At 50.2% G+C, this 21,776-nt stretch carries 17 protein-coding genes and 1 tRNA gene; 5 read left to right on the top strand and 13 right to left on the bottom strand.

All coding sequences use genetic code 11. The annotated features are described in order from the left end of the window. Nucleotides 1-3: 3 nt before the first annotated feature. The 10 genes from FH603_RS11485 to FH603_RS11530 all read right to left on the bottom strand — a co-directional run bounded on the left by FH603_RS11485 (nt 4) and on the right by FH603_RS11530 (nt 12,206). Nucleotides 4-2,559 (bottom strand): DUF5686 and carboxypeptidase-like regulatory domain-containing protein, encoded by a 2,556-nt coding sequence (locus FH603_RS11485; RefSeq protein WP_186737642.1) that lies wholly within the window; start codon nt 2,557-2,559, stop codon nt 4-6. 4 nt (nt 2,560-2,563) lie between these two features. Continuing rightward, the gene (locus FH603_RS11490; RefSeq protein ID WP_186737643.1) at nt 2,564-2,944 is read right to left on the bottom strand and encodes a GtrA family protein; all 381 of its coding nucleotides are present in this window, start codon (nt 2,942-2,944) and stop codon (nt 2,564-2,566) included. Nucleotides 2,945-2,956: 12 nt separating this feature from the next. Further along, nucleotides 2,957-3,430: a phosphatidylglycerophosphatase A family protein gene (locus FH603_RS11495; RefSeq protein WP_186737644.1), complete on the bottom strand. Its 474-nt coding sequence runs from the start codon at nt 3,428-3,430 to the stop codon at nt 2,957-2,959. Continuing rightward, nucleotides 3,414-4,763, bottom strand: a complete 1,350-nt coding sequence (locus FH603_RS11500; protein ID WP_186737645.1) for an inositol-3-phosphate synthase — start codon at nt 4,761-4,763, stop codon at nt 3,414-3,416. The genes FH603_RS11495 and FH603_RS11500 overlap by 17 nt, the downstream gene beginning before the upstream one ends. 52 nt (nt 4,764-4,815) lie before the next feature. Then, complete coding sequence (locus FH603_RS11505; RefSeq protein WP_186737646.1) at nt 4,816-5,061, bottom strand: acyl carrier protein; 246 nt, start codon at nt 5,059-5,061, stop codon at nt 4,816-4,818. An 82-nt stretch (nt 5,062-5,143) separates the two neighbouring features. Continuing rightward, the gene (locus FH603_RS11510) at nt 5,144-8,284 is read right to left on the bottom strand and encodes an efflux RND transporter permease subunit (protein WP_186737647.1); all 3,141 of its coding nucleotides are present in this window, start codon (nt 8,282-8,284) and stop codon (nt 5,144-5,146) included. 12 nt (nt 8,285-8,296) lie between these two features. Then, nucleotides 8,297-9,346: an efflux RND transporter periplasmic adaptor subunit gene (locus FH603_RS11515; RefSeq protein WP_186737648.1), complete on the bottom strand. Its 1,050-nt coding sequence runs from the start codon at nt 9,344-9,346 to the stop codon at nt 8,297-8,299. A gap of 45 nt (nt 9,347-9,391) precedes the next feature. Continuing rightward, nucleotides 9,392-10,708 carry a TolC family protein gene (locus FH603_RS11520; protein WP_186737649.1) on the bottom strand — a complete coding sequence of 439 codons (1,317 nt, stop codon included), beginning with the start codon at nt 10,706-10,708 and terminating at the stop codon, nt 9,392-9,394. Between the two features lie 83 nt (nt 10,709-10,791). Then, a complete protein-coding gene (locus FH603_RS11525; protein WP_235985405.1) occupies nt 10,792-11,415 on the bottom strand; it encodes a TetR/AcrR family transcriptional regulator in 624 nt (207 codons plus the stop codon). Nucleotides 11,416-11,798: 383 nt separating this feature from the next. Beyond that, entirely contained in the window at nt 11,799-12,206 is a 408-nt protein-coding gene (locus tag FH603_RS11530; protein WP_186737651.1) for a response regulator, read from the bottom strand. A gap of 319 nt (nt 12,207-12,525) precedes the next feature. On the opposite strand from FH603_RS11530, the gene FH603_RS11535 reads away from it, so the two are divergent. After that, nucleotides 12,526-13,353 (top strand): MBL fold metallo-hydrolase, encoded by an 828-nt coding sequence (locus tag FH603_RS11535; protein WP_186737652.1) that lies wholly within the window; start codon nt 12,526-12,528, stop codon nt 13,351-13,353. A gap of 4 nt (nt 13,354-13,357) precedes the next feature. On the opposite strand, the gene FH603_RS11540 is transcribed toward FH603_RS11535, so the two are convergent. From FH603_RS11540 to FH603_RS11550, 3 genes are all read right to left on the bottom strand, one after another. Then, nucleotides 13,358-13,762, bottom strand: coding sequence for a hypothetical protein (locus FH603_RS11540; RefSeq protein WP_186737653.1), 405 nt, complete (start codon nt 13,760-13,762; stop codon nt 13,358-13,360). A 386-nt stretch (nt 13,763-14,148) separates the two neighbouring features. Then, nucleotides 14,149-15,510 (bottom strand): trigger factor, encoded by a 1,362-nt coding sequence (gene tig, locus FH603_RS11545; protein WP_186737654.1) that lies wholly within the window; start codon nt 15,508-15,510, stop codon nt 14,149-14,151. Nucleotides 15,511-15,620: 110 nt separating this feature from the next. Then, nucleotides 15,621-15,702, bottom strand: a tRNA-Leu gene (locus tag FH603_RS11550). Between the two features lie 231 nt (nt 15,703-15,933). On the opposite strand from FH603_RS11550, the gene FH603_RS11555 reads away from it, so the two are divergent. The 4 genes from FH603_RS11555 (at nt 15,934) to FH603_RS11570 (ending at nt 21,768) form a co-directional block, all read left to right on the top strand. After that, the gene (locus FH603_RS11555) at nt 15,934-18,201 is read left to right on the top strand and encodes a RelA/SpoT family protein (protein WP_186737655.1); all 2,268 of its coding nucleotides are present in this window, start codon (nt 15,934-15,936) and stop codon (nt 18,199-18,201) included. A 100-nt stretch (nt 18,202-18,301) separates the two neighbouring features. Next, on the top strand, nt 18,302-18,811 hold the full coding sequence (locus FH603_RS11560) for a Fur family transcriptional regulator (RefSeq protein ID WP_186737656.1): 510 nt from the start codon (nt 18,302-18,304) through the stop codon (nt 18,809-18,811). Nucleotides 18,812-18,914: 103 nt separating this feature from the next. Further along, the gene (locus tag FH603_RS11565; protein ID WP_186737657.1) at nt 18,915-20,216 is read left to right on the top strand and encodes an adenylosuccinate synthase; all 1,302 of its coding nucleotides are present in this window, start codon (nt 18,915-18,917) and stop codon (nt 20,214-20,216) included. A gap of 316 nt (nt 20,217-20,532) precedes the next feature. Further along, a complete protein-coding gene (locus tag FH603_RS11570; protein ID WP_208493084.1) occupies nt 20,533-21,768 on the top strand; it encodes a sulfite oxidase in 1,236 nt (411 codons plus the stop codon). Nucleotides 21,769-21,776 lie beyond the last annotated feature (8 nt).

Below are 21,776 nucleotides of genomic sequence, written 5' to 3' on the forward strand. Positions count from 1 at the left end.
TGATCAAAAATCAAATTTAAACCGGCCCCGAATGCCATAAGCGCTCACATTCGGTTGGTCGAGGTAGGTTAACCGGCGAACCAGATCCAGCCGAAAAATCTTGAAAATATTCGAAACGCCAACGCTAACTTCCATATACGGTTTATTTCCCAATGCATAGGTAGCGGGACGGCCATCGGCTGTTCTTAGAAACTGAATATCGTTGGCATCGGCTGACGACGGACGGTTATTCTTTCCTAAACCGCCCCATAAGGCTTTCATCGTAATCACTTCCCTGAATTTCAGTTTTTTGATCAACGGTAACTTGTTGAAAATAAATCCATTGAAATAATGGTCGACAAACGCTGCTGCGTATCGATCACTGACAAACTCCAGGTAGTTCATCAAATTGTAGGATTCAAGCTGGTAGGAGTACGACTGATTGGCGCGGTGGATAATCAATAACGGGTAAGGAACAGTACCAAACAGCCGACCGCCTTCGGCCGTAAAGTCAGTGAACCCAACCGGTGATACGTAGAATCGCTTGTTAAACCGACCCGTTAAACTCTGGAAATCATATTGCCCCCCAAACAACCCACTAACGCCTGCCGTATAACGCAACTGCATGATAGGATACTGATTGACAATGGGAATCCGGTAGTTCTTACCCTGAAAGAATTTCTCGTTGGGGGCGTAGCGCAGGCTTACGCTGAATTCGGTCGATGCGATAGAGCCCGGCAGGTCGGGATGAGCATACGAGGCAAACCGCAGGCTGCCGGCCGCCGTTTGTCTGAGCGTCCTGAATCCCAGATCGTAGCTGAATCCGCTGGCGTATTCCTGGCGGTAGTCTACCCGAAATACATTATTATACGTCCAGCGATCATTCGAACCCCGCTTGATCGACAGCAGCACGTTGTCTTCCTGGATGAACTGAAGTTCCTGCCCCGGAATCCGCGTATCATACTGGTAGGAAACCCGCACGAAGTTATTGGGGAAGTCATAGATCGACCGGCCGTTGAGCGAGTACGTCAATGCGCCGAAGTATTTCCATTGCCGGTCCCGGAAGCCATAGGCCCCGTAGCCTTCGGCATACAGGTGGGGGTTGAGCCGTGCCATCGACCGGCCACCCGCCCGGAGCCGGAATCCTTCGACCGGGTTGAAACTGTAGAACGAGTTGACAGGGCCAATTTCAAACTTATTCATGTCGACATAACCAAATAAAAGGGCCGTAGCAATACGGGCGGCCCGCTTGAACAGCGGCACCTGCTGAATACTGTCGGTCATGGTATATACGCCACGTTCGCTTTTGCTCAGCACCGTATGACGGCGCTCCTGCCAAAACGAGTCATTGTGTAATGTAGCTTCGGGCAGGATAACCACCCGCTGGGCGGGCTTGAAGAGTTTATCATCGATCGGTTCATCGATCTGGTAGTTTCGGTAGGTAGCCGTACGGGTACCCAGTACGCCTATGCGATCTTCGTCCTTCACCAGGCTAAAGTTAATAGCCACCTCATCGCGGGTTAGCATCAGCCTGCTGTTGGCAACCTGGCTAAACTCCTGGTCGATCTGGACGGCTGTTACCAGGTTGAGGTTAATCCCTTTGGGTACACCCATGCTGACTTTACGAACCGCATAGCTGGAATCCAGCTCGATCCACATTGTCCCCTCAAACGCCATATCGGCACGGTTGCGGGGGGCAAAACCCAGCTTCACGCAGCGGACGCTATCGTAAACGACGGTGTCGCCCAGCACAAACCGGTAGAGGGTGGGTGCCAGGGGCGAAATGGGACTGGTAAACTGGTTGGCCAGCAGACTAATATTGTCGGCATAAATGTCGATCTCTTCGTACAGGCGGTTCAGGTATGCACCAATGCCGTTGGAATCGAAATAACGCTCCAGCCCTACCTTCTTCTCCGCTTTCAGATACTCTTTATAGGCCTTGGGCGTCTGCCGGAAATAAACATCCGATAAGCTTTCTTTCAGGTACAGCGGCAGCGAAACCATGCCCAGGACGTTAGACGAGTCGAGGTAATCGAAGATGAACTGGAAGTTCTTGAAGGCCCTCCCCTGCCGGAATTTCTCATTTACATTGCTGACATCGAGTCGAATTTTCTCATACTTTTCATACTGATAAGTCGATAAGCCCGAGCGTCGGTTTTTGTCTTTCTCATTGATAACCCGCCGAATCAGCGTGACAGCCGGGTTGTCTTTGTTGCGGTAGCGTTGGCGCTTGGCCCGCACGTACACTTCGTTGAGCCGTTTGGTATCCGGCACCAGCCGAAAAACCAGTTCTGGCTCACCGCGCCAGGGTTTGCTCAGGGTTTGATACCCCAGTTGTGACACCTGCAAACGCAGCGTGTCGATACCGGCGGGCAGTTCCAGGGTGAATGCTCCGCTGGCATCGGTGTTTGTCCCGATCTGGGTTCCAGGCACGATGACCGTTGCGAACGGCACGGGTTCACTGGATTTTGCATCGACGACGCGTCCACGGACAGGCTCCTGAGCCCAGGCCGTATTCAGTAGCGTCAGCCAGCCAACAAGTCCCCCAATAAGTAGTCGAGTAAGTAAATTAGTAGGCATTCGTTTAAGAAAACACATACCGCCGATTGATGGGGTACGATATAAAAATGTATACAAGCACACCAACGCCAACCCGGGATGGGCTGAACGGCAGTGCAGCGAAATCGGCCAGCTGCATGCCAGCCATATTGCCCGTCCCGCTCAGCAAACTAACGAAGCCATAACGCATCGCCTGCTGCTTCCGGGAGCGGCTCTGTCCTGGAAAAACCCAGTACCGACTTAGCATAAAACCCACCACCGCCCCTAGTGAGGCACCAAATCCCGTTGCCACTACGCCCGATACGCGGAACCAGTGATGCAGCCCAAATGATAAACTATAGTCAGTCCCCGTAGCCAGTAATGACCCGATCAACGCCCGAACAAAAACAGGTAATCCAGATAACATTATCAGCGTAAATTATGCCCTCGTAAAAAACCAAACCCCCTGAAGCACCACATTGGCCACGACGCCAGCGGCCACATCATCGAACATAACACCCCACCCACCCGGCAGCTGCTCGACCCGCCGAATGGGACCGGGTTTGCGGATGTCCAGAAACCGGAACAACACCAGCCCGGCCAGTAGCCAGACGGGTGTGTGCGGTACCCCCCAGATAGCGATGAGCATGCCAGCAACCTCGTCGATGACGACCCGGTTACTATCCTCGCCCCAGTCAGCTTCGACAACGGCCGCCGACCAGACGCCCCCAAACGTTAGTAGACTGATTATGAGCAACCAAAGACCAGTAGATGGAAGCTGACCCGGCGTGAGCATAACCGTCTCGCTCAGGTATACGGCCACAATTGTTACTACCGACGCTACGGTTCCGGCACCCACCGGAATGTAGCCCAGCCCCAATCCAGTGGCAAAAAATTTATGAATGTGTTTCACTTTCGACTTCTGCTGTTTCCTCCTCGTACTGATCCAGGCCGAAGGTTGTCATGCGTTCTTCACCCATTAAATACCGTAACATGTTCTCTAGCTTATTTAGTTGCTGGAATAAGTCATGAACTGGAGATGCCCCCGGTTCCGTTTGGGGCGACTTCCAGTAAAATCCCAGCCATTCTTGGATACCCGACATACCCGCGCGCTGCGCTAAATCGAGAAACAGGGCTAAATCAAGCACTACAGGGGCTGCCAGAATCGAATCCCGACACAAAAAATTAACTTTGATCTGCATTTTGTAGCCCAGCCACCCGAAAATATCGATGTTATCCCACCCTTCTTTGTTATCGCCGTGGGGCGGATAATATTCAATTCTTACTTTATGGTGAATATCACCCCACAGTTCGGGGCTCAACTCGCCATCCAGAATCCCCTCCAGCACCCGGCCTTTAGATACTTCTTTCGTTTGGAAATTCTCCGGCGCGTCCAGCACTAACCCATCACGATTACCCAGGATGTTGGTCGAGAACCACCCATTGACGCCCAACGCCCGCGCCCGAAGACCCGGTGCAATAATGGTTTTCATCAGCGTTTGCCCCGTCTTGAAATCTTTGCCGCCAATGGGGGTGTTGGTGAGCCGTGCCAGTTCTTCCAGCGCCGGAATGTCCACACATAAGTTAGGAGCGCCCATGGCGAAGGGAACCCGCATTTTCAGGGCCGCATAGGCGTAGAGCATGGAGGGTGCAATGGCCGGATCGTTTTCGTGCAGGCCCTTCTCAAATGCTGCCAGCGACATGTGTACCGGCCCCGGCTCGTGGTAGCGCTCGGTCGACGCGCACCAGACCATGACCAGGCGCTGGCAGTGATTGATCAGGCTGAACTGCTCGATGTCGGCCATAAGATCCTGCACCTGCTCCCACTTGTTGGTTGTCTCTTTGACCCACTCGCCAGACAGGTTACGAACGTAATGACGATCGAAAACAGCTTTCATGGGCCGTATAGCTGCCAACTCCTCCTGGAGCTGATCCAACAGAGGCCGCTCCAGCACATTGGCCTGACGAGCGGCTTCGTACAGGTTATCGGGATAGATGTCCCAACCGCCAAAAACCAGATCATCCAGCTTGGTCAGGGGCACAAAATCCCGAATCAGCGAAGAACGCTCCGTAGCGCCTTTACCCGTTTGTATATGAGCGGCCTGGGTGAGAGAACCCGCCGGATATGCGAGTCCCTTACGGGCGGCCAGCACACCGGCAACGAACGTAGTGGCTACAGCACCCAGGCCGGGCATTAATACGCCCAATCGGCCAGTAGCCGGCACGAGTGAAGAAGGTATATTCATTGGTTAAACAGATTAATAATTGTAGAAGCAAGCGTGTTTAAGGAGCCAGCGGTTAGTCGAACACCATCTCATCGATGAGGTAATTCGTCAGTTGCCCGACGGTTTTGAGTTTCCACCAGACATCGTCAGGAATACGAATGCTGAAGCTGTCCTCGACCTGAACGAGCAGGTCCGTTACATCAAGGGAGTCCAGACCCAGATCCCGGTTGAAATGAGCCTGCTCGGTAAGGGTGTTGAATTTGACGCCTATGTTGGAAAGGATCGCCTGAAGGCGGCTGTTTATTTGGTCCAGTGTCATGAATCAAAGAGGTTGCTTTATTGAGGTAGTCTGTCTACAAGGCATATATATTGTATACCCGTATGCCAGGAGTTCCAGTCAATCAGGTCGTCTGCGGTACTGGCTGGGATGTATTTGCCTTACGGAAGCGATTCCGGAACCACTCCTGGGCGCGGTCGACGAGGTAGTACATCATCGGAACGAGGTATATGGTCAGCACCATTGAACTGCTCAGGCCGCCAATGAGTACCCAGGCCAGCGAGTTTTTCCACTCGGCTCCCGCCCCGCTGGCAGTGGCAATAGGAATCATTCCGATCACCATGGCAATGGTCGTCATCAGGATGGGGCGTAATCGTTCCTCACCCGCGTGTAGTATGGCTGCTCGAAAATGTACACCGTCTGCTTTTTGCTGATTGGCAAAGTCAACGATCAGAATGGCGTTTTTCACCACCAGCCCAATGAGCATCAGCATGCCCAGCATCGCGAAAATACCGATGTTCGACGACGTCAGAGCCAACGTCAGCAGCGCACCAATAACAGCGACCGGCACCGAGAACAGTACCACAAATGGATACACGAAGCTATCGTAGAGCAAGACCATGATGAAATACACCAGCATCAGACCGGCCAGCATGGCAATACCCAGCGACCCGAAGCCTTCGCTCTGGTTTTTGGCGTCGCCACCCCAGCTTAGCGTCACCCCGGCTGGTAGCGGATGATTGACCAGGTCGGCCTGAATCACGCTGGTGAGCGTACCCGATCCGGTTCCAAGCGTATTGGCCGTTACCGTCACCGACGAGCGACGATTTTTTCGTTCCAGCAGCGACGGTCCATTGCTTAGCGAGACAGTAGAAAATTCGGCCAGCCGCACCGGGCGATTCGTAGCCGGGCTAAAGAAATTGATGTTCTTCACATCGTCGGGATTCTTCCGGTCGAAGGCATCGAGCATCACCCGGATGTCGTAATCTTCGCCCCCATCGCGGAACTTGGAGTCGTCGTTTCCGGCAAAGGCATTTTGCAGCGTACCCCCTACCGTAGCGATGTTAATGCCCAGTTTCGCCATTTTCTCGCGGTCGATATCGACCCGTACTTCCGGATTACCTGACTCTACCGATACGTTTACGTCGTTGGCACCGGGCGTTCTCCGGATTCGGTTGGCCAGTTCTTCAGCCGCGGCCAGATTCTGGGTTACGTTGTTACCACTCAGGAAAATCTCGATTGGTGCCGAGCCGGAATTGACCATACCGACAACCGAGGAGTTGAATTCGATGGCAGGAAACTGTTCTTCCAGCTCCTTCCGAACGTCGATCATGTACTGCTCGGTGAGTTTATTGCCGGGACGTTCGCTGGCATCGGCCAGCTGCACCGTTAGCTCCGTCCGGTTGGTTTCGCCCTGCCCGGTGCTGTTCATACCCGTGCTGGCACCACCCACGTTGGCGAAGATCGTTTCGACTTCCGATTTCTTGCGGAGGTAGTTTTCGATGTTTCGCGCCATCAGGTTATTTTGCTGAAGAGAAGCACTCTTGTCGAGTTTCATGGTTAGCAGGAACTTACCCTGATCGCCCTGCGCCACGAATTCCGAGCCAATAATACCCAGGCCCATGACCCAGCCGGTGAAGGCAAAAATTGTGATCAGAATCCCTGTAAAGGCCAGCTTATGCCCCAGTACCCAGCCCAGACTGCGGTGGTAACCGCTGGTAATCGCCGTCAGCCCTTTTTCAAACCAGAGCAGAAAGGCCTGGAATGGATTTTTCGGATTCAGCTGTTCCAGGCGGGCCATCTTCGACGTCAGCCAGGGCGTGAGCGTGAAACTGACCAGCAAACTGACCATCGTAGCAAAGGCCACCGTGAGCGAGAACTGCCGCAGCAAATCGGCAATGACCGAGTTTACGAACGTGATCGGCACGAACACGACAACAATCACGAGGGTAATGGCAACAGCCGCGAACCCAATTTCGCTCACGCCGTCGAGGGTAGCCCGCCAGCGATCTTTACCCATTTCGAGGTGTCGCTGGATATTTTCGAGTACCACAATGGAGTCATCGACCAGTATCCCGATCACCAGCGAGAGCGCCAGCAGGGTCATCAGATTGAGCGAATAACCCATCACATACATGAACAGGAAGGCCGAAATCAGCGAAGCCGGTACCGAGATCATGACAATGAACGCATTCCGAAAGCTGTGCAGAAACAACAGCATCACAATGGCGACTAATCCTACGGCCAGCAGTAGATCGTGGGTTACGGCTTCAACAGATGCCAGCGTGAATACACTGCTGTCGTAGGCAATGGCAAAATGAACCTTGTCTTTCGCGTTTTCTTTTTCTACTACCGCCAGTTTTTCCTGCACTAATCGGCTTATTTCCACCGCATTCGCATCGGATTGTTTTTTAATGAACAACCCGATACCGTCCTGTCCATTGAAGCGGCTGATACTGGTGGCTTCGGTCAGTCCATCGGTCACTTTCGCTACGTCACTTATGCGAATGGGGCTGCCATTGGTTGGTGATGCAATGACCAGTTTCCGGATGTCGTCCAGTGAACTGAATTTACCCGCCAGCCGGAGGGTCATGTTCTCGCTGGTGCTTTTCACTTTCCCGGTGGGGAAATCGAGGTTGGCCTGGTTGATAGCCTGCGATACCTGGAGCAGCGACAAGCCATAGTAGTTGAGCTTATCGTCGTCGACGTTGATACGGATTTCGCGTTTGTCGCCCCCCACCATCGAGATCTCGGCAACGCCTTTGATCTGTTGCAGAACCGGCAGGTACTTATCTTCTACCTCCTGATAAAACACTTCGTTGGGTAGTGTCGATGTTGCCAGTAACTGCATGATTGGCTGATCACTGGGTGATATTTTCGACAGCGACGGCTGTTCGGCATCGTCGGGCAGGTCGCTCACCATTTTATCGATTTCGCGCTGGGCGTCCTGCAAAGCGATATCGATATTCGTTCCGGCTTTGAACTGGACAACGAGTACGGATGCATTTTCGAACGAGTTGGACTTCACATCGTCCAGGTTGTCCAGTCCCGAAACGGCATCTTCGATCTTTTTACTGATCTCCGTTTCCACTTCCGACGGAGCCGCTCCCGGATAAATGGTGGTTATGGTGATAACGGGCGTAGAGAACTCCGGCAGCAACTCATAGCTCAGCGACCGGTAGGAAAACAGGCCCCCGATGGTCAATATCGCAAACAACACGATAATGAGTGAGGGGCGTTTTATGATGGTTTCGACAAATTTCATAGTTGAAGACGATTATTGGGCGATTACCGGTGTACCGTTCTGCAAGTTGATCTGGCCGCTGGTAACCACCTGATCACCAGCTTTCAGTCCGCGTGTTATCTCGTAATACTCGTTCGTGGTAGCACCAACCCCCACCGATTTAAGGACGGCTTTCCCCTGCTCGATCACGTACACCTGTGGCTGTTTCTCAGACCCGACAATGGCCTGCCGTGGCACAGACAGCGTTTGTGTTTTCAGGTTGTTTGTATTGGCGATGGAGCCGTACATACCCGCCCGGAGCCGGTTTTTACCTACGTTCTGAACCGTAATTTCGATGGGGTAATTGTGGGCAGCATCGCCCTGAGCGGCAATCATAGACACCCGTCCCATAAACCGGGCGTCGGGGTACACTTCGGTTACGATGGGCAACGACTGGCCTACCCGAAATTGATTGATGGCTTTTTCAGGCACCTGTACAACCAGCTTTAAGGTCGAAATATCGGTCACTTTAGCAATGGGCGCACCAACCGAAACAACAGAGCCTTTCTCAACCATTTTCTCGGTCACGATACCGGCAAAGGGCGTCGTAACGGTTGTGTTGGCCAGTTGTTTTTGCAGTTGTTTGATCTGCGCCCGGGTAGAGCGAATGCTCAGCTCTGTCCGTTCCAGATTAATGGCGGGGGTAGCATCGCCTTTTACCAGCGTTTCGTATCGTTTCAGATCGTTCTGATAACCTTCCAGCGTAACCATGAGTCCTTCGATCTGATAGCGTAGCTGTTCGTCGTCCAGTTTGGCAATCAGGCGACCTGCGCCCACCGTCTGCCCCTCCTCAATGGGCAATGAGACAATCTGCCCACCCGCCTGCGGCCGGATCTCAATTTCCCGATTGGGAGAAAACGAGCCCAGAAATTCATTCTCCTGCGTCAGTCTCCGCAGTGTAGCAACGGCCGTCCGGACGCCTACTTTCTGGTCGGGATTGGGCTTGTAAACTTTCGCTTCAACTTCTTTTTTGTTGTTGACCAGTGTCCAGGCCGTCAGACCCAGCGTAGCGACCAGCACAACGGCGGTGATAATACGTTTCATAGCGTTTGTAAAGAGATGGTTGGTTGTATAAAAAGAATGGTTGATCTAGCGGCTGATTAAAGTGCCAGTAGCTTTTTTCCAGTTCAGCTCGGCGGTGCGGAGGTTGACCAGTGTATTGAGGTAGTTGTTCTGTGCGTCGCGGAGGGAGTTTTCGGCCTGTACTACGTCGGTGATATCGACCGTGCCTTCCTTGAATTGAAGTTGCGTTTGGGTGTACACCTTTCCGGCAAGTTCCACCTGCCCCTGGTTGGTTGTGAGGTTCGTTTGCTCCACCAGAAACTTGTTGCGGGCATTGGCAATATCCAGCGAAATTGATTCACGGACCTGCCGGGTCTGCACATCCAGTTTCTGTTCATCGATGCGTTTCTGACCGAGTCTGGCTTTCCGGGCGAGGCCATCGAAGACGCTCCAGTTCAATTGAAGGCCAAGCCAGTAGCCCGGCACATTTTTGATATAGGCATTGTCGCCACCCGTGGCATACACGGTGCTGTTCGCTACACCATAAGCCGAAACAGTTGGGGTGAAGCCTGCTTTAATATTCCGTTGTTCCAGCCCGTTGAGGTTCTTTTGCTGATCGAGCAGTTGCAGGTCTGTTCGGTTGATGGTGTATTCATTGGCGGGGGTCACCGGTACCGACTCGTCAATGGCCGTCCTAACCCGCAGTGAATCCGTCTGGGTCATGCCGGTCAGGAATTTCAGCGTGTTCAGCAACTCATTATAGGTCGCCTGTAGGGATTCTATGTGGGTCTGCGAGGCTGTTTTGCTGAGTTGCAGCCGGTCAACATCTATCCCTTTTGCCAGCTTGTTCTGCCGAAGCAGATCCGTAATCTTAATGAGCCGGTCGGTGGCGGTCATGTTCGTTTGCAGAAATGAAATCTGCTGGGCAACTGCCTGAAGGTTGTAGTACGTTGCCGACACCGTGTAAGCAACATCCTCTTTTGTTTTCTGCGTTTGCAACTGCGACAGGTCCCGACTGACTTTGGCCGCTTTTGTGGCAATCAGCAGGGACTGGTTGAAGAGTGGTTGCGTTGCCTGAAGGGACGTTGACAGGTTATAGGGAAGTCCAAAAGCCAGTACCGAATAAGATCCTTCAGGACCGCCAAAGGCAGAGGCAGGTACTACCTGTCCAGGAATTTTCAGGTACCGGCGGTAATCGCCGGCCAGATTTACCTGCGGGCGGCCGCTGGCCTTTACTTCGGCTATTTGTGCCTCAGTCTTCAGTTCATCCAGACGAGCTGCCTGAACGCTGTAGTTACCAGATAAAGCCTTGGTAACCAACTGATCAAGTGTTGCATCCTGTGCGCTGGCAACCGAACCTGCCAGCAAAGGAATAGTTAAGAGATACCGTAAAAGCGTTTTCATACGAAGCAATGGAAGGTTTGTTTTAAACAATGCAAATAATAATTCGTTTTAAATATTTGTTTAAAATGTGGACAAAAAAAAGGTCAAGCCTTTTCAAATTCAAATAAGAACGACGTGATCATTTCAACAACCAGTTCCTGGTGTTTATCAACGAAGGCATCAAAATCGGCTTCGCTCATGTGCCACATCTTCATGTGCATGGCTTTACCGATGAACACGAACTGAACGTTAGCCACCATCATCGGCATAAGATGAATAGCACTGATCGGCCGAATATCACCCCGTTTCACAGCTTCCTGAATCTGCTGCTCAAACATGGAATGATGAATCTGCTTCATGCCACCCAGCACATTCACCATCCGATCCGGGTTCCGGTGAATTTCGGTCATAATGAATAGCGACAGAGAAGGATTCTCTTTCATTAACCGAAAATCATGGGCGATTATCTCCGCAATCTTTTCGCGCAGTGTGATCGACTTGTTCATGATATCGATCATACCCTTGAAAAACAATTCACACATCTCTTCGAAGATGTTGATGAACAGTTTCTCTTTACTACGGAAGTAGTAGTTGGTTAAGGCTATATTGATACCGGCTGCTTCGGCAATGTCTCTTGACGTAGCTCCATCGAACCCCTTCTCCAGGAATACCCGCTTAGCGGCTTCCCGGATGCGCTCTTCTGTAGACTTTGATGAGAAACATTCCATTTTTCTTTTCATTTACTGCTCAAAAGTAGGGTGTTAATAAATAACAAACAAAAGAATCAAATGTTTTTTTTAAACAAACGTTTAAAACATACAATAATGATACGTTTCATTGAAAAGATTTAAACAGGTCATGATTCCGAACAGATCGGTTTAGGTGCCTTCTGACAGAAGTGGTGAGAGGTACGTAGCGCCAAGCAGAAAGAGTTTAGTGAAGCCATATAGAACTGATAAGGCTGCAGATATTCTCCTTGTATGTCCTGCATAACGCGAAAAACCCTCCGCCTGGTAACTGTCACTAGTTAGGCGACATGTCACTAAAGCAGAAGGCTTATGGCCCCATCGAATCCGGGGACAAGTTATAATGCTGGCAATGTGTGTTTATTTTAATTGAAACACATATAACGAAGCGCGCTCATCGAGTTAGCCAACTGGCGGTAATTAGCCGATTTTACCACAAAGGCATTACTACCAAGGTCGTGGCACCGATTAACCTCACTATCGCTTTCAGATAAGGTTCGCACAACGACAGGAATGGACCACCAATCGCTATTTTTCTTCAGCAACTGCAACACCTCATACCCATTCAAGACGGGCATGTGAAGGTCGAGTAAGATCAGATCAGGAAGACGCCCATCCAGTTGATGCGTTAACTGAGTGAACAACTCAGCTCCATTATTGAAACATTTTAGCCTACAATCCTGGTGGTATCGGCTGAAAATTGTTTGTAGCAGGCAATGCTCGTCCTCGTCGTCATCAACTACGTAAATCAAGGATTCACTTGAATTGATCATAAACTGTGGTTTAGTTATGTTTGAGTGTTCGAAATTACAAAACTATAGGATATATATACTTAGTATTATAAATAGAATGACATTTAAACGTCATTAAATTCTACCACTGTTTAGACCCACCCGCCTAACTGCCTGATGATCTGGCATTTTTTACTCATCTCGCCTGTTTTCAAACGGTGATTATCTTTCACGTACCCCGTAACAGGAACAACGCTTTCTTTTATCGATACCGTTTGCGCTATTACTGTAGTTAAAGTAGTACATTGTTCATCCATTTGGGACGAGGTCACGGTTCAGAAATTATTATTCCCGGCTTATAATGTCGCTTTACATTACTTCTTTGAATTCAGGCAGCAACGGCAACTGCTACTATGTTGGCAATGAGCATGATGCTGTTCTAATTGACGCCGGCATATCCTGCCGCGAAACTGAAAAACGAATGCAGCGGCTGGCGCTAACGATGCAGAAGGTGCGGGCCATTTTTGTGTCTCATGAACATAGTGATCACATACGAGGCATTGCACAATTGGCAAAAAAATACCAATTACCCGTATTTGGAACCCCATCTACGCTGCAACAGGCCAGATTGTCACCCAACTTATTTCCTATCTATCCTTTACGGGCTTACGAACCTATCCAGATCGGCGAACTTTCGATCACTGCGTTTCCTAAGTTTCATGACGCCATTGACCCCCATAGCTTCATGATTACCTACCAGGACACAAATGTGGGCGTGTTCACCGATATTGGCGCGCCCTGCGAACACCTGATTCATCACTTCCGTCAGTGCCATGCGGTGTTTCTGGAGGCTAACTACGATGAACAGCTTCTGGAGCGAGGCTCCTACCCATCCTTTCTCAAGCACCGCATTCGGGGTGGAAAAGGCCATTTGTCGAACCAGCAGGCGCTGGATCTGTTTAAGGCACACAAACCTTCATATATGAGCCATTTGTTGCTCTCTCACCTGTCTAGAGATAATAACAGTCCCCAGCTGGCCATCGACCTGTTCATGCCTCATCGGGAAACAACCGAAATCATGGTTGCCTCCCGCTTTGAAGAAACACCGGTTTTCACCATCTGCGCCCCGTCAACAACGTACGCAACCGATGTGACTGACCTGGAAGCTTATTCGTTACCAGCGGCTTAGGAAGTTACTTTGAAGCAGGTTCAGTCTTCGGCCGCAGCGTACCCCTGGCTATTGGTTCCGGCTTCGACTTGGGGGTAATGAATCGTAACAGGGTAGCTGTCGGATAGGAAGCCTTGGGAGCCTGCGTAATCAGTAGCTGGTAAGACCGCGTTCCAATGATCAGGTTGTAATACGTAATGGCTGGACCTGACTCCAGGGGTAATCCCCAGTTGGCCACCGGCTCTTTGGTTAACAAGTCAATATCCTCGGTCGACAGGGCAGCATAGGCTGTGTCGGGCAAAAAGCGTTTGTCCGTTATACTTTCAACGGTTGTGACAATAGCCGATGAAGAGGTTGAGACCGGTTTCGTTTGAGCGGTAGCCGATACGCCCATCAGCCACAGCGCTATAAGCAGGATTGAATGTTTCATAGTATTGTATAAAATCGATTTTGGGAAAAGATGTTTTCACCCTGAAACCGGGTAGTGAGCAGCAGGCAACGCCCGTTTTCCCTGATTCACGTATAGTTCATAAACCAGACTGCCCGTGGTTTCGCCTTAGAAATAGAGCCACCGGGGATAAATCGACCACATAGCTACGATCCGGGCTATTTCGGATCGGCTTTCTTTTTACCCTCACCACACCAGTCCTCATTAAATAGGAAGATAGAGGCAAACAATACCAGGCTATTGAAAATGAATGGCTGGCAGAATAAAACAGCAGCCTCTGGATTTGTCGGCGCACTATATTTTTATACACAGAAGGCCCGCCAGTACTGGCGGGCCTTCTGTGTATAAAAATATAGTGCGGTTAAACCCTACCGGTTTTCGACCAGTCCTTTGAACTCATCAACCGTTACTTCCTGCGTTACGATGGTCAACTGTGTCTTCGCATATTCAGTTACTTTATCATCATAAACCCGGTTGAACGTACTGCTGTAGTTCTGACCGTTGTTTTTCTCATCCATCAGGTAGTTCCGGGCAATTCGGTCGATGGTTTGATTCATCTCCTCGTTCTCTCCGCCCATGAAGCCAAACTGCTCGCGAACCATATCGCGGGTAACAGCCAGCACTTCATCATACTCCACCTTGATGTCTGCCTGATCGGCAATTTTATTCTTAATAAGCTGAAGCTTCACCGATTTGGTAAAGTCGTCATACTGCTCTTCGATCTGCTCAGGGGTAAACTTACCTTCGTTCGTTTCGAGAAGCCAGTTTTTCAGAAACTCGTCGGGTAACAGGATCGGTGTGTTGTCGAGCAACGTTTTTTCGATGTCTAACCGCAGCAACTGATTCGCTTCACGCGTGTAGTTTGACCGAACGATCTCGGCCACTTTCGTGCGCAGTTGCTCTTCGTTTTCTACCGCGCCAGCGCCCAGCACCTTATCAAAGAACTCCTGATTCAGTTCGGCAGGCTCATTACGGGTAATGTCATCGACTTCGAACGTAAATTCACCTGTCAGGTCAGCAGCTTCTTCTTTCTTTACCCCCGTAGCCGTAGCGCGTGCTTTTTCATCGGGGAAAGCCTGCTCCAGTACAAACGTTACCACGTCTCCTTTCTTGGTCCCGACAAATTGCGCTTTAGCGTCGTCGGCCATCTGGTTCATTGGGAAGGCGGTCTTAGCCGTGAAGGCATCCGAACCTTCCGATGCGTTCACCTGCTTCAATTCGCCATAGATCGTATCGCCGTCGATCACGTCTTCACCATGACCATGGGTATGGAACCGCTGACGCAGGTCGGTGATCGTTGACTCTACCTCGGCATCGCCAGCCTGTATTTCGTATTGGGTAACGCTGGGCAGGTCAGCAAAATCAATCTCAAATTCCGACGCCAGACCCAGTGTATAGCTGAATGCGAAATCGGTTTGGCTATCCCAATCAATGGCTTCGGCCAGTTCACGGTCGGGAACAGGATCGCCAACAACCTGTAATTTATTCTCGCGGATATACTGACTTACCGTTTTGCTCAGCATCGCGTTGATCTCATCGACCATGATGCTCTTGCCGTACATTTTCTGAACGAGCGAAGCGGGTACGTGACCAGGCCGAAACCCTTTCAACTGTACCTTACGACCATAATCTTTGAGTTTCTTATCAACCTCAGGTTTGTAGTCGGCTGGCGTGAGTGTGATTTTCAGCGAGGCATTGGTGTCGCTGGCTTTTTCTAAGGTAATATCCACGTTTGTATCGGTTTAAAATGGTGAATGAGCGAATGAATGATTGAGCGAATGTTAGTCAGTACGACAAAATACAATTCACTCATTCACTCAATCACTCATTCAAAACTTTGTACGGGCGGAGGGACTCGAACCCCCATGCCTTGCGGCACCAGATCCTAAGTCTGGCACGTCTACCAATTTCGCCACGCCCGCATAGCCTGACCTCAAAAGCATTGGTTGCCGGATAAAATCGGCCAAAAACGACCAGCTATTTTATCCTTTTGAGGGTGCAAAAGTACGAAAAATTCTAAACTTCCCAAATCCAATGTCAATGATTTTATTTTTACCGGCTTCCCATTCAATTTTCCATTAATTAATTGTTACATTGGTAGTACGAGTACAACCAACCTAACAGGGCCACTAGCTGCCCAGACGCCAATCCTGATGAATGCCACCGAACCCCGGACGGTTGCCGAACCCGTCATTGACTTAGAACTAGAGCGCCAGGAAATCCTTAAACGCTACCGGCGCTTATTACGGGCCGCCAAACCGTTGCTGAAAGACAACGATGCCAAACTGATAAAAAAAGCTTTCAACACATCGGCCGAAGCGCACAAGGACATGCGTCGGCGGTCGGGCGAGCCTTATATCTATCACCCGATCGCCGTAGCACAAATTGCAGCGGAGGAAATCGGTCTGGGAACGACCAGCATTGTAGCCGCTCTGCTCCACGACGTTGTTGAGGATACAGACACAACAATTGCTGATATTGACCGGGCCTTTGGTCCTAAAGTGGCCAAGATCATTGATGGTCTAACCAAGATTTCGGGCATTTTCGAGTACGGAACCTCACAACAAGCCGAGAACTTCCGGAAGATGCTGTTGACGCTTTCGGACGATGTGCGGGTGATTCTGATCAAACTCGCCGACCGATTACATAACATGCGAACGCTGGATTCGATGCCCCGCGACAAGCAGTTAAAGATTGCGTCTGAAACGATCTATATCTATGCCCCCCTCGCCCACCGGTTAGGGTTGTATGCGATCAAATCGGAGCTTGAAGATCTTTACCTTAAACATGTTGAACCGGATGCATACCGGGACATTGCCAAGAAACTACGCGAAACCCGACTCTCCCGCGACCGGTTTATTGGCCGCTTCATCGAACCTATTGAGCAGGATCTGGCCGAAACGGGTATTCAGTATATCGTTAAAGGCCGACCAAAATCGATTTACTCGATCTGGACCAAACTTGATAAGTCGAAAAAGCCATTTGAAGAGATTTATGATCTCTTTGCCATACGTATAATCCTAAACGTACCCCTGGAAGAGGAGAAAGCCGCCTGCTGGCGGGCTTACTCGATCGTTACAGACCATTACAAGCCCAATCCCGACCGGCTTAAAGACTGGATCAGTAGCCCAAGAACGAACGGGTATGAATCGCTCCATACCACCGTCATGAGCAAGTCCGGCCAGTGGGTTGAAGTACAGATCCGGTCGGAACGAATGAACGAGATTGCAGAAAAAGGGTACGCAGCCCACTGGAAATACAAGGGGAATGACACCCAAACCGGGGCCGGCATAGAATCGTGGATCAGCCAGGTACGTGACATGATCGAATCGGCGGGTAAAGGAGATAAAAAAGCCGCCATTGAATTTGTCGATGACTTCCGCAGCAATCTATACAGCGAAGAGGTTTTTGTGTTTACCCCCAAAGGTGATCTAAAAGTCCTGCAACGCGGAGCCACAGCGCTCGATTTTGCCTTCGACATTCACACCCAGATTGGGGCGCGGTGTATGGCCGCGAAAGTGAACAACACCCTTGTGCCACTCAGCCATGTGCTGCAAAATGGCGATCAGGTTGAGGTTATCACCTCGAACCGCCAGAAGCCCAGCGAAGACTGGCTGCGATTCGTGGTAACGTCGAAGGCCAAAACCAAGATCAAAGACCTGATCAAAGAAGACAATAAACGGTTCGTGACCGATGGCCGGGAACTGGTCGCCAAGAAACTGCGGGTGCTGCGGATGGAGATGACGAACGAAGTCATTAACCAGCTACGGGCTTATTTTGGCTCCAAAACTACGGACGACTTTTTTTACCGGATTGGTAAAGGACATATCGATGTACAGGAGCTGAAAAAATTCAAATCCGACAAGGAAGCGAAAGAAAACCGGGCCAACAAGCTGAACACCGATACCATCCCCGATGGGAAAACGTTCGAGAAAGAGCTCAAAAAGATTCATGGCGAACGAGCCGATGCCGACATGTTGCTCATTGGTGAGGACATGGACAAGATCGACTATACACTTTCCAAATGTTGTAATCCAATTTCAGGCGACGATGTGTTTGGTTTCGTTACGATCAACGATGGAATCAAAATTCACCGGGTTACCTGTCCGAACGCGGTTGAACTGATGTCGAACCACGGCAACCGGATCATCAAAGCCAAGTGGACCTCCCAGAAGGAACTGGCTTTTCTGGCGGGCCTGCGTATTACCGGAACAGATCGTGTAGGCCTGGTAAACGATGTAACACGTGTTATCAGCAACGAACTGCACATAAACATGCGATCTGTTACGATCGACTCAACAGATGGGATTTTCGAAGGAAATATCCGGCTGTACGTTCATGACACAGGTCACCTCGAAACCCTCATGCATAAACTGGAACGGGTTCCGGGGGTGTTCGATGTAACCCGGTTCGACTCCTGATCGGGTGAAGGTTGGGCCTGAACAGTTCACAACCTGACCTTCATTCATTGTTTGTCATTCCTTTCTCTACCTTTGCACTTTCAAACCAACCGGAACAGATATGCCTGCGCCGACGCAATCGAATTTAGAAAACGCCCGGATGATTTTCACGGCTTACCTCGAACGGAAGGGGCTGCGGAAAACACCTGAGCGCTTTGCCATTTTGGAGGAGATTTACAATCGGCAAGACCACTTCGATGTGGATGAGTTGTTTATCTCGATGAAAAACAAAAAATACCGCGTTAGCCGCGCAACAGTTTATAACACGCTTGATGTGCTGGTGGATTGTGATTTAGTAACCAAACACCAGTTTGGCCGCAACCTGGCGCAATACGAAAAATCGTATGGCTACCGCCAGCACGACCACCTGATTTGTACGGACTGCCATAAGGTTATGGAGTTCTGTGACCCACGTGTACAGAATATTCAGAACATGGTGGGTGATATGCTCAAGTTCAACGTGATGCACCATTCGCTTATTTTTTACGGTTCCTGTGCCCGCGACCTTTGTGAAAACCGTCAGGTGACCGAGAAAGATCAGCAGGGAGTACAGGTTCCGGTAGAAGAGTAGTCAGTCTGCGACATTCACCCAGTACCAGGGTTAACATAAGCTTTTTAAGTTTAACGATGATGAGCGACCATATCAACGTGCTCTTTATCAATCGAATAAATAAATGGTAGATGTTTTATTAGGCCTCCAGTGGGGCGACGAAGGTAAAGGCAAGATTGTGGACGTACTTGCGCCACAATATCAGGTTGTAGCTCGGTTTCAGGGTGGACCTAATGCCGGGCATACGCTCGAATTTGACGGATTTAAGCACGTCCTGCATCAGATTCCTTCTGGTATCTTTCGCAGCGATATCCTTAACATTATCGGTAATGGGGTTGTACTTGACCCAATTGTGTTCAAAAAGGAAATTGACGGATTGGCTAAGTACAAACTCAGCCTGCATGAGAACCTGCTGATCTCGAAAAAAGCCTCGATTATCCTCCCTACACACCGTCTTTTGGACGCGGCCTACGAACAGGCAAAAGGAGAATCGAAGATTGGCTCGACCCTGCGTGGTATCGGCCCAACGTATCAGGACAAAGTAGCCCGCCAGGGTTTACGGGTTGGTGATATACTGTCCTCTAATTTCCGGGGGAAATATGGCAAGTTGGTAGAGGCTCATAAACTTATCCTCGACCAGAATAACTTCGACCATGCTTCAGTGCTACCACAGGCCGAGGAAGAATTCTTTGCTGCGGTTGAGTTCATGAAACAGTTTCAACTTACCGACAGTGAGTACGCCATTAATGACGCACTGACATCGGGCAAGAAAATTCTGGCAGAAGGGGCGCAAGGCTCATTGTTGGATATCGATTTTGGCTCTTACCCGTTTGTAACCTCATCGAGTACAATGGCGGCCGGTGCCTGCACAGGTTTGGGTATTGCTCCCAAGCAAATCGGCGAGGTGTACGGTATCTTCAAAGCCTATAGTACCCGCGTTGGCAGTGGCCCCTTTCCAACGGAGTTGCTGGATGAAACAGGTGAAAAAATGCGGCAGGAAGGCCGTGAGTTCGGATCCACTACGGGTCGGCCCCGCCGGTGCGGATGGATCGATTTACCGGCACTCAAGTATGCCATTATGATCAATGGCGTTACGCAGCTGGTCATGATGAAAGTCGACGTCCTGAATATATTCGACGAAATTGAGGTTTGTACGCATTATCAGTATCCAGACAGCAGCGATGGACCGGGTAGTACTACCGAGCACCTTCCTTATGACCAGACCGATACAGACTTAAAGCCTGTTTACAAAACCTTTAAGGGTTGGAAAACAGATCTGGCCGCTATTCGTCAATTCGACGATATGCCTGCTGAACTGGCTGAATACGTTTATTTTTTAGAAGAGTCGTTAGGCGTACCCATCAGCTTTATCTCAACCAGTCCTGATCGGGAAGCTATTATATACCGGCAATCGGTAGCCGCTTAACTTCAGAATTTATAGGTGAAAAAGCGACTGGATATAGTCGCTTTTTTTATTAAATAGTGCTTAAGTACTACTTAATTAATAAAGTATTTATACTTACCTTTACACAATAATTCGTATCTACCGTAACTAGCTTAGTTTAAACGTTAACTATAACACTCGAATCAGGAATCTGCTGGATTGATTTCCTCTACAAAAAACTGGTATTTCCACCCGCTTCACTTCGTTCAGCCAGCCCTGTTATAACTAGAACAGGGCTGGCTTTTTTTGCGTAAATTTGGACACTAAACCAGTAATTGTTACCCTTACCAGTACAGCCTTGCATAAACGAATCAGTACACTTTTCGACCGCCGGGGTTTCCTGAAAAAAAGTTCGCTGGCTACCCTGACCACGTTATTAGGGACCGAAATTGTCTTCGCTGACAAACTTCCTCCCTATTACCTTCCGTTGAGGGCCGAGATCGATCCAATGGCGACTAAGCATAAAGGGCTGGTTGTATTGAACGATAAGCCCTGGAATGTAGAAACGCCCGCGCATTTACTGGATGATGCTATTACACCCGCCGACAAGCTGTTCATCCGTAATAATGGTCTACTGCCCGAATCGATAACGGCTGACACCTGGACGTTGACAATCAATGGCGAGTCAGTCAAAAAAGCAAAAACATATACACTGGCAGAGCTTAAAAAGAAGTTCAAACCGTATACATATCAGTTAACACTCGAATGCGCTGGTAACGGTCGGGCTGGTTATTTCCCTAAAACATCAGGTAACCAGTGGACCGACGGGGGCGTTGGCTGTGCCGAGTGGACAGGTGTTCGGCTTAAAGATATTCTGGCCGATGTAGGCGTGACTAACGATGCCGTTTACATTGGTTACTATGGCAAAGATTTGCATGTTAGCCTGGACCCAACCAAGCCCGTTATCTCGCGGGGCGTACCAATGCGGAAAGCCCTCGAAGATGAGACCTTAATTGCCTGGGCAATGAATGGGAGCCCCATCCCCCTGGTTCATGGGGCTCCCCTCCGGCTGGTTATTGGCGGCTGGCCGGCATCGGTGTCGGGAAAATGGCTACACACGATCGCCGTGCGTAACAAAGTACACGATGGGGCCAAAATGACCGGCAAAAGCTATAAGTTGCCCATCAATCCGGTAGAACCGGGTCAGGACCCACCCGAAGATCAGTTTCGTATCATTGAATCCATGCCGGTGAAATCACTCATCACCTTTCCGCAGACAGGCGCGCTGCTCACAGGCGGGCAGCCTCTTGCATTACGTGGCCACGCCTGGGCAGGCGATCGGTCGGTACGTGATTTATCAATATCCATCGACTTCGGCTCGACCTGGCAGAAGGCGGATCTTAAAGCAGCAAAGAACCGGCTGGCATGGCAACATTGGTCAGCTACTGTAACTTTTCCCAAACCCGGCTATTATGAGGTCTGGGCGCGAGCTACCGACGACGCCGGTGTTTCGCAGCCGATGGTAATGCCACAGTGGAACCCGGAAGGGTATTGTAACAACGCCTGCCACCGGATTGCAGTAAAAATTGGTTGATTTTATCA

Origin of the sequence: Spirosoma utsteinense (genome assembly GCF_014282275.1) — a bacterium.
GTDB classification, from domain to species: Bacteria; Bacteroidota; Bacteroidia; order Cytophagales; family Spirosomataceae; genus Spirosoma; species Spirosoma utsteinense.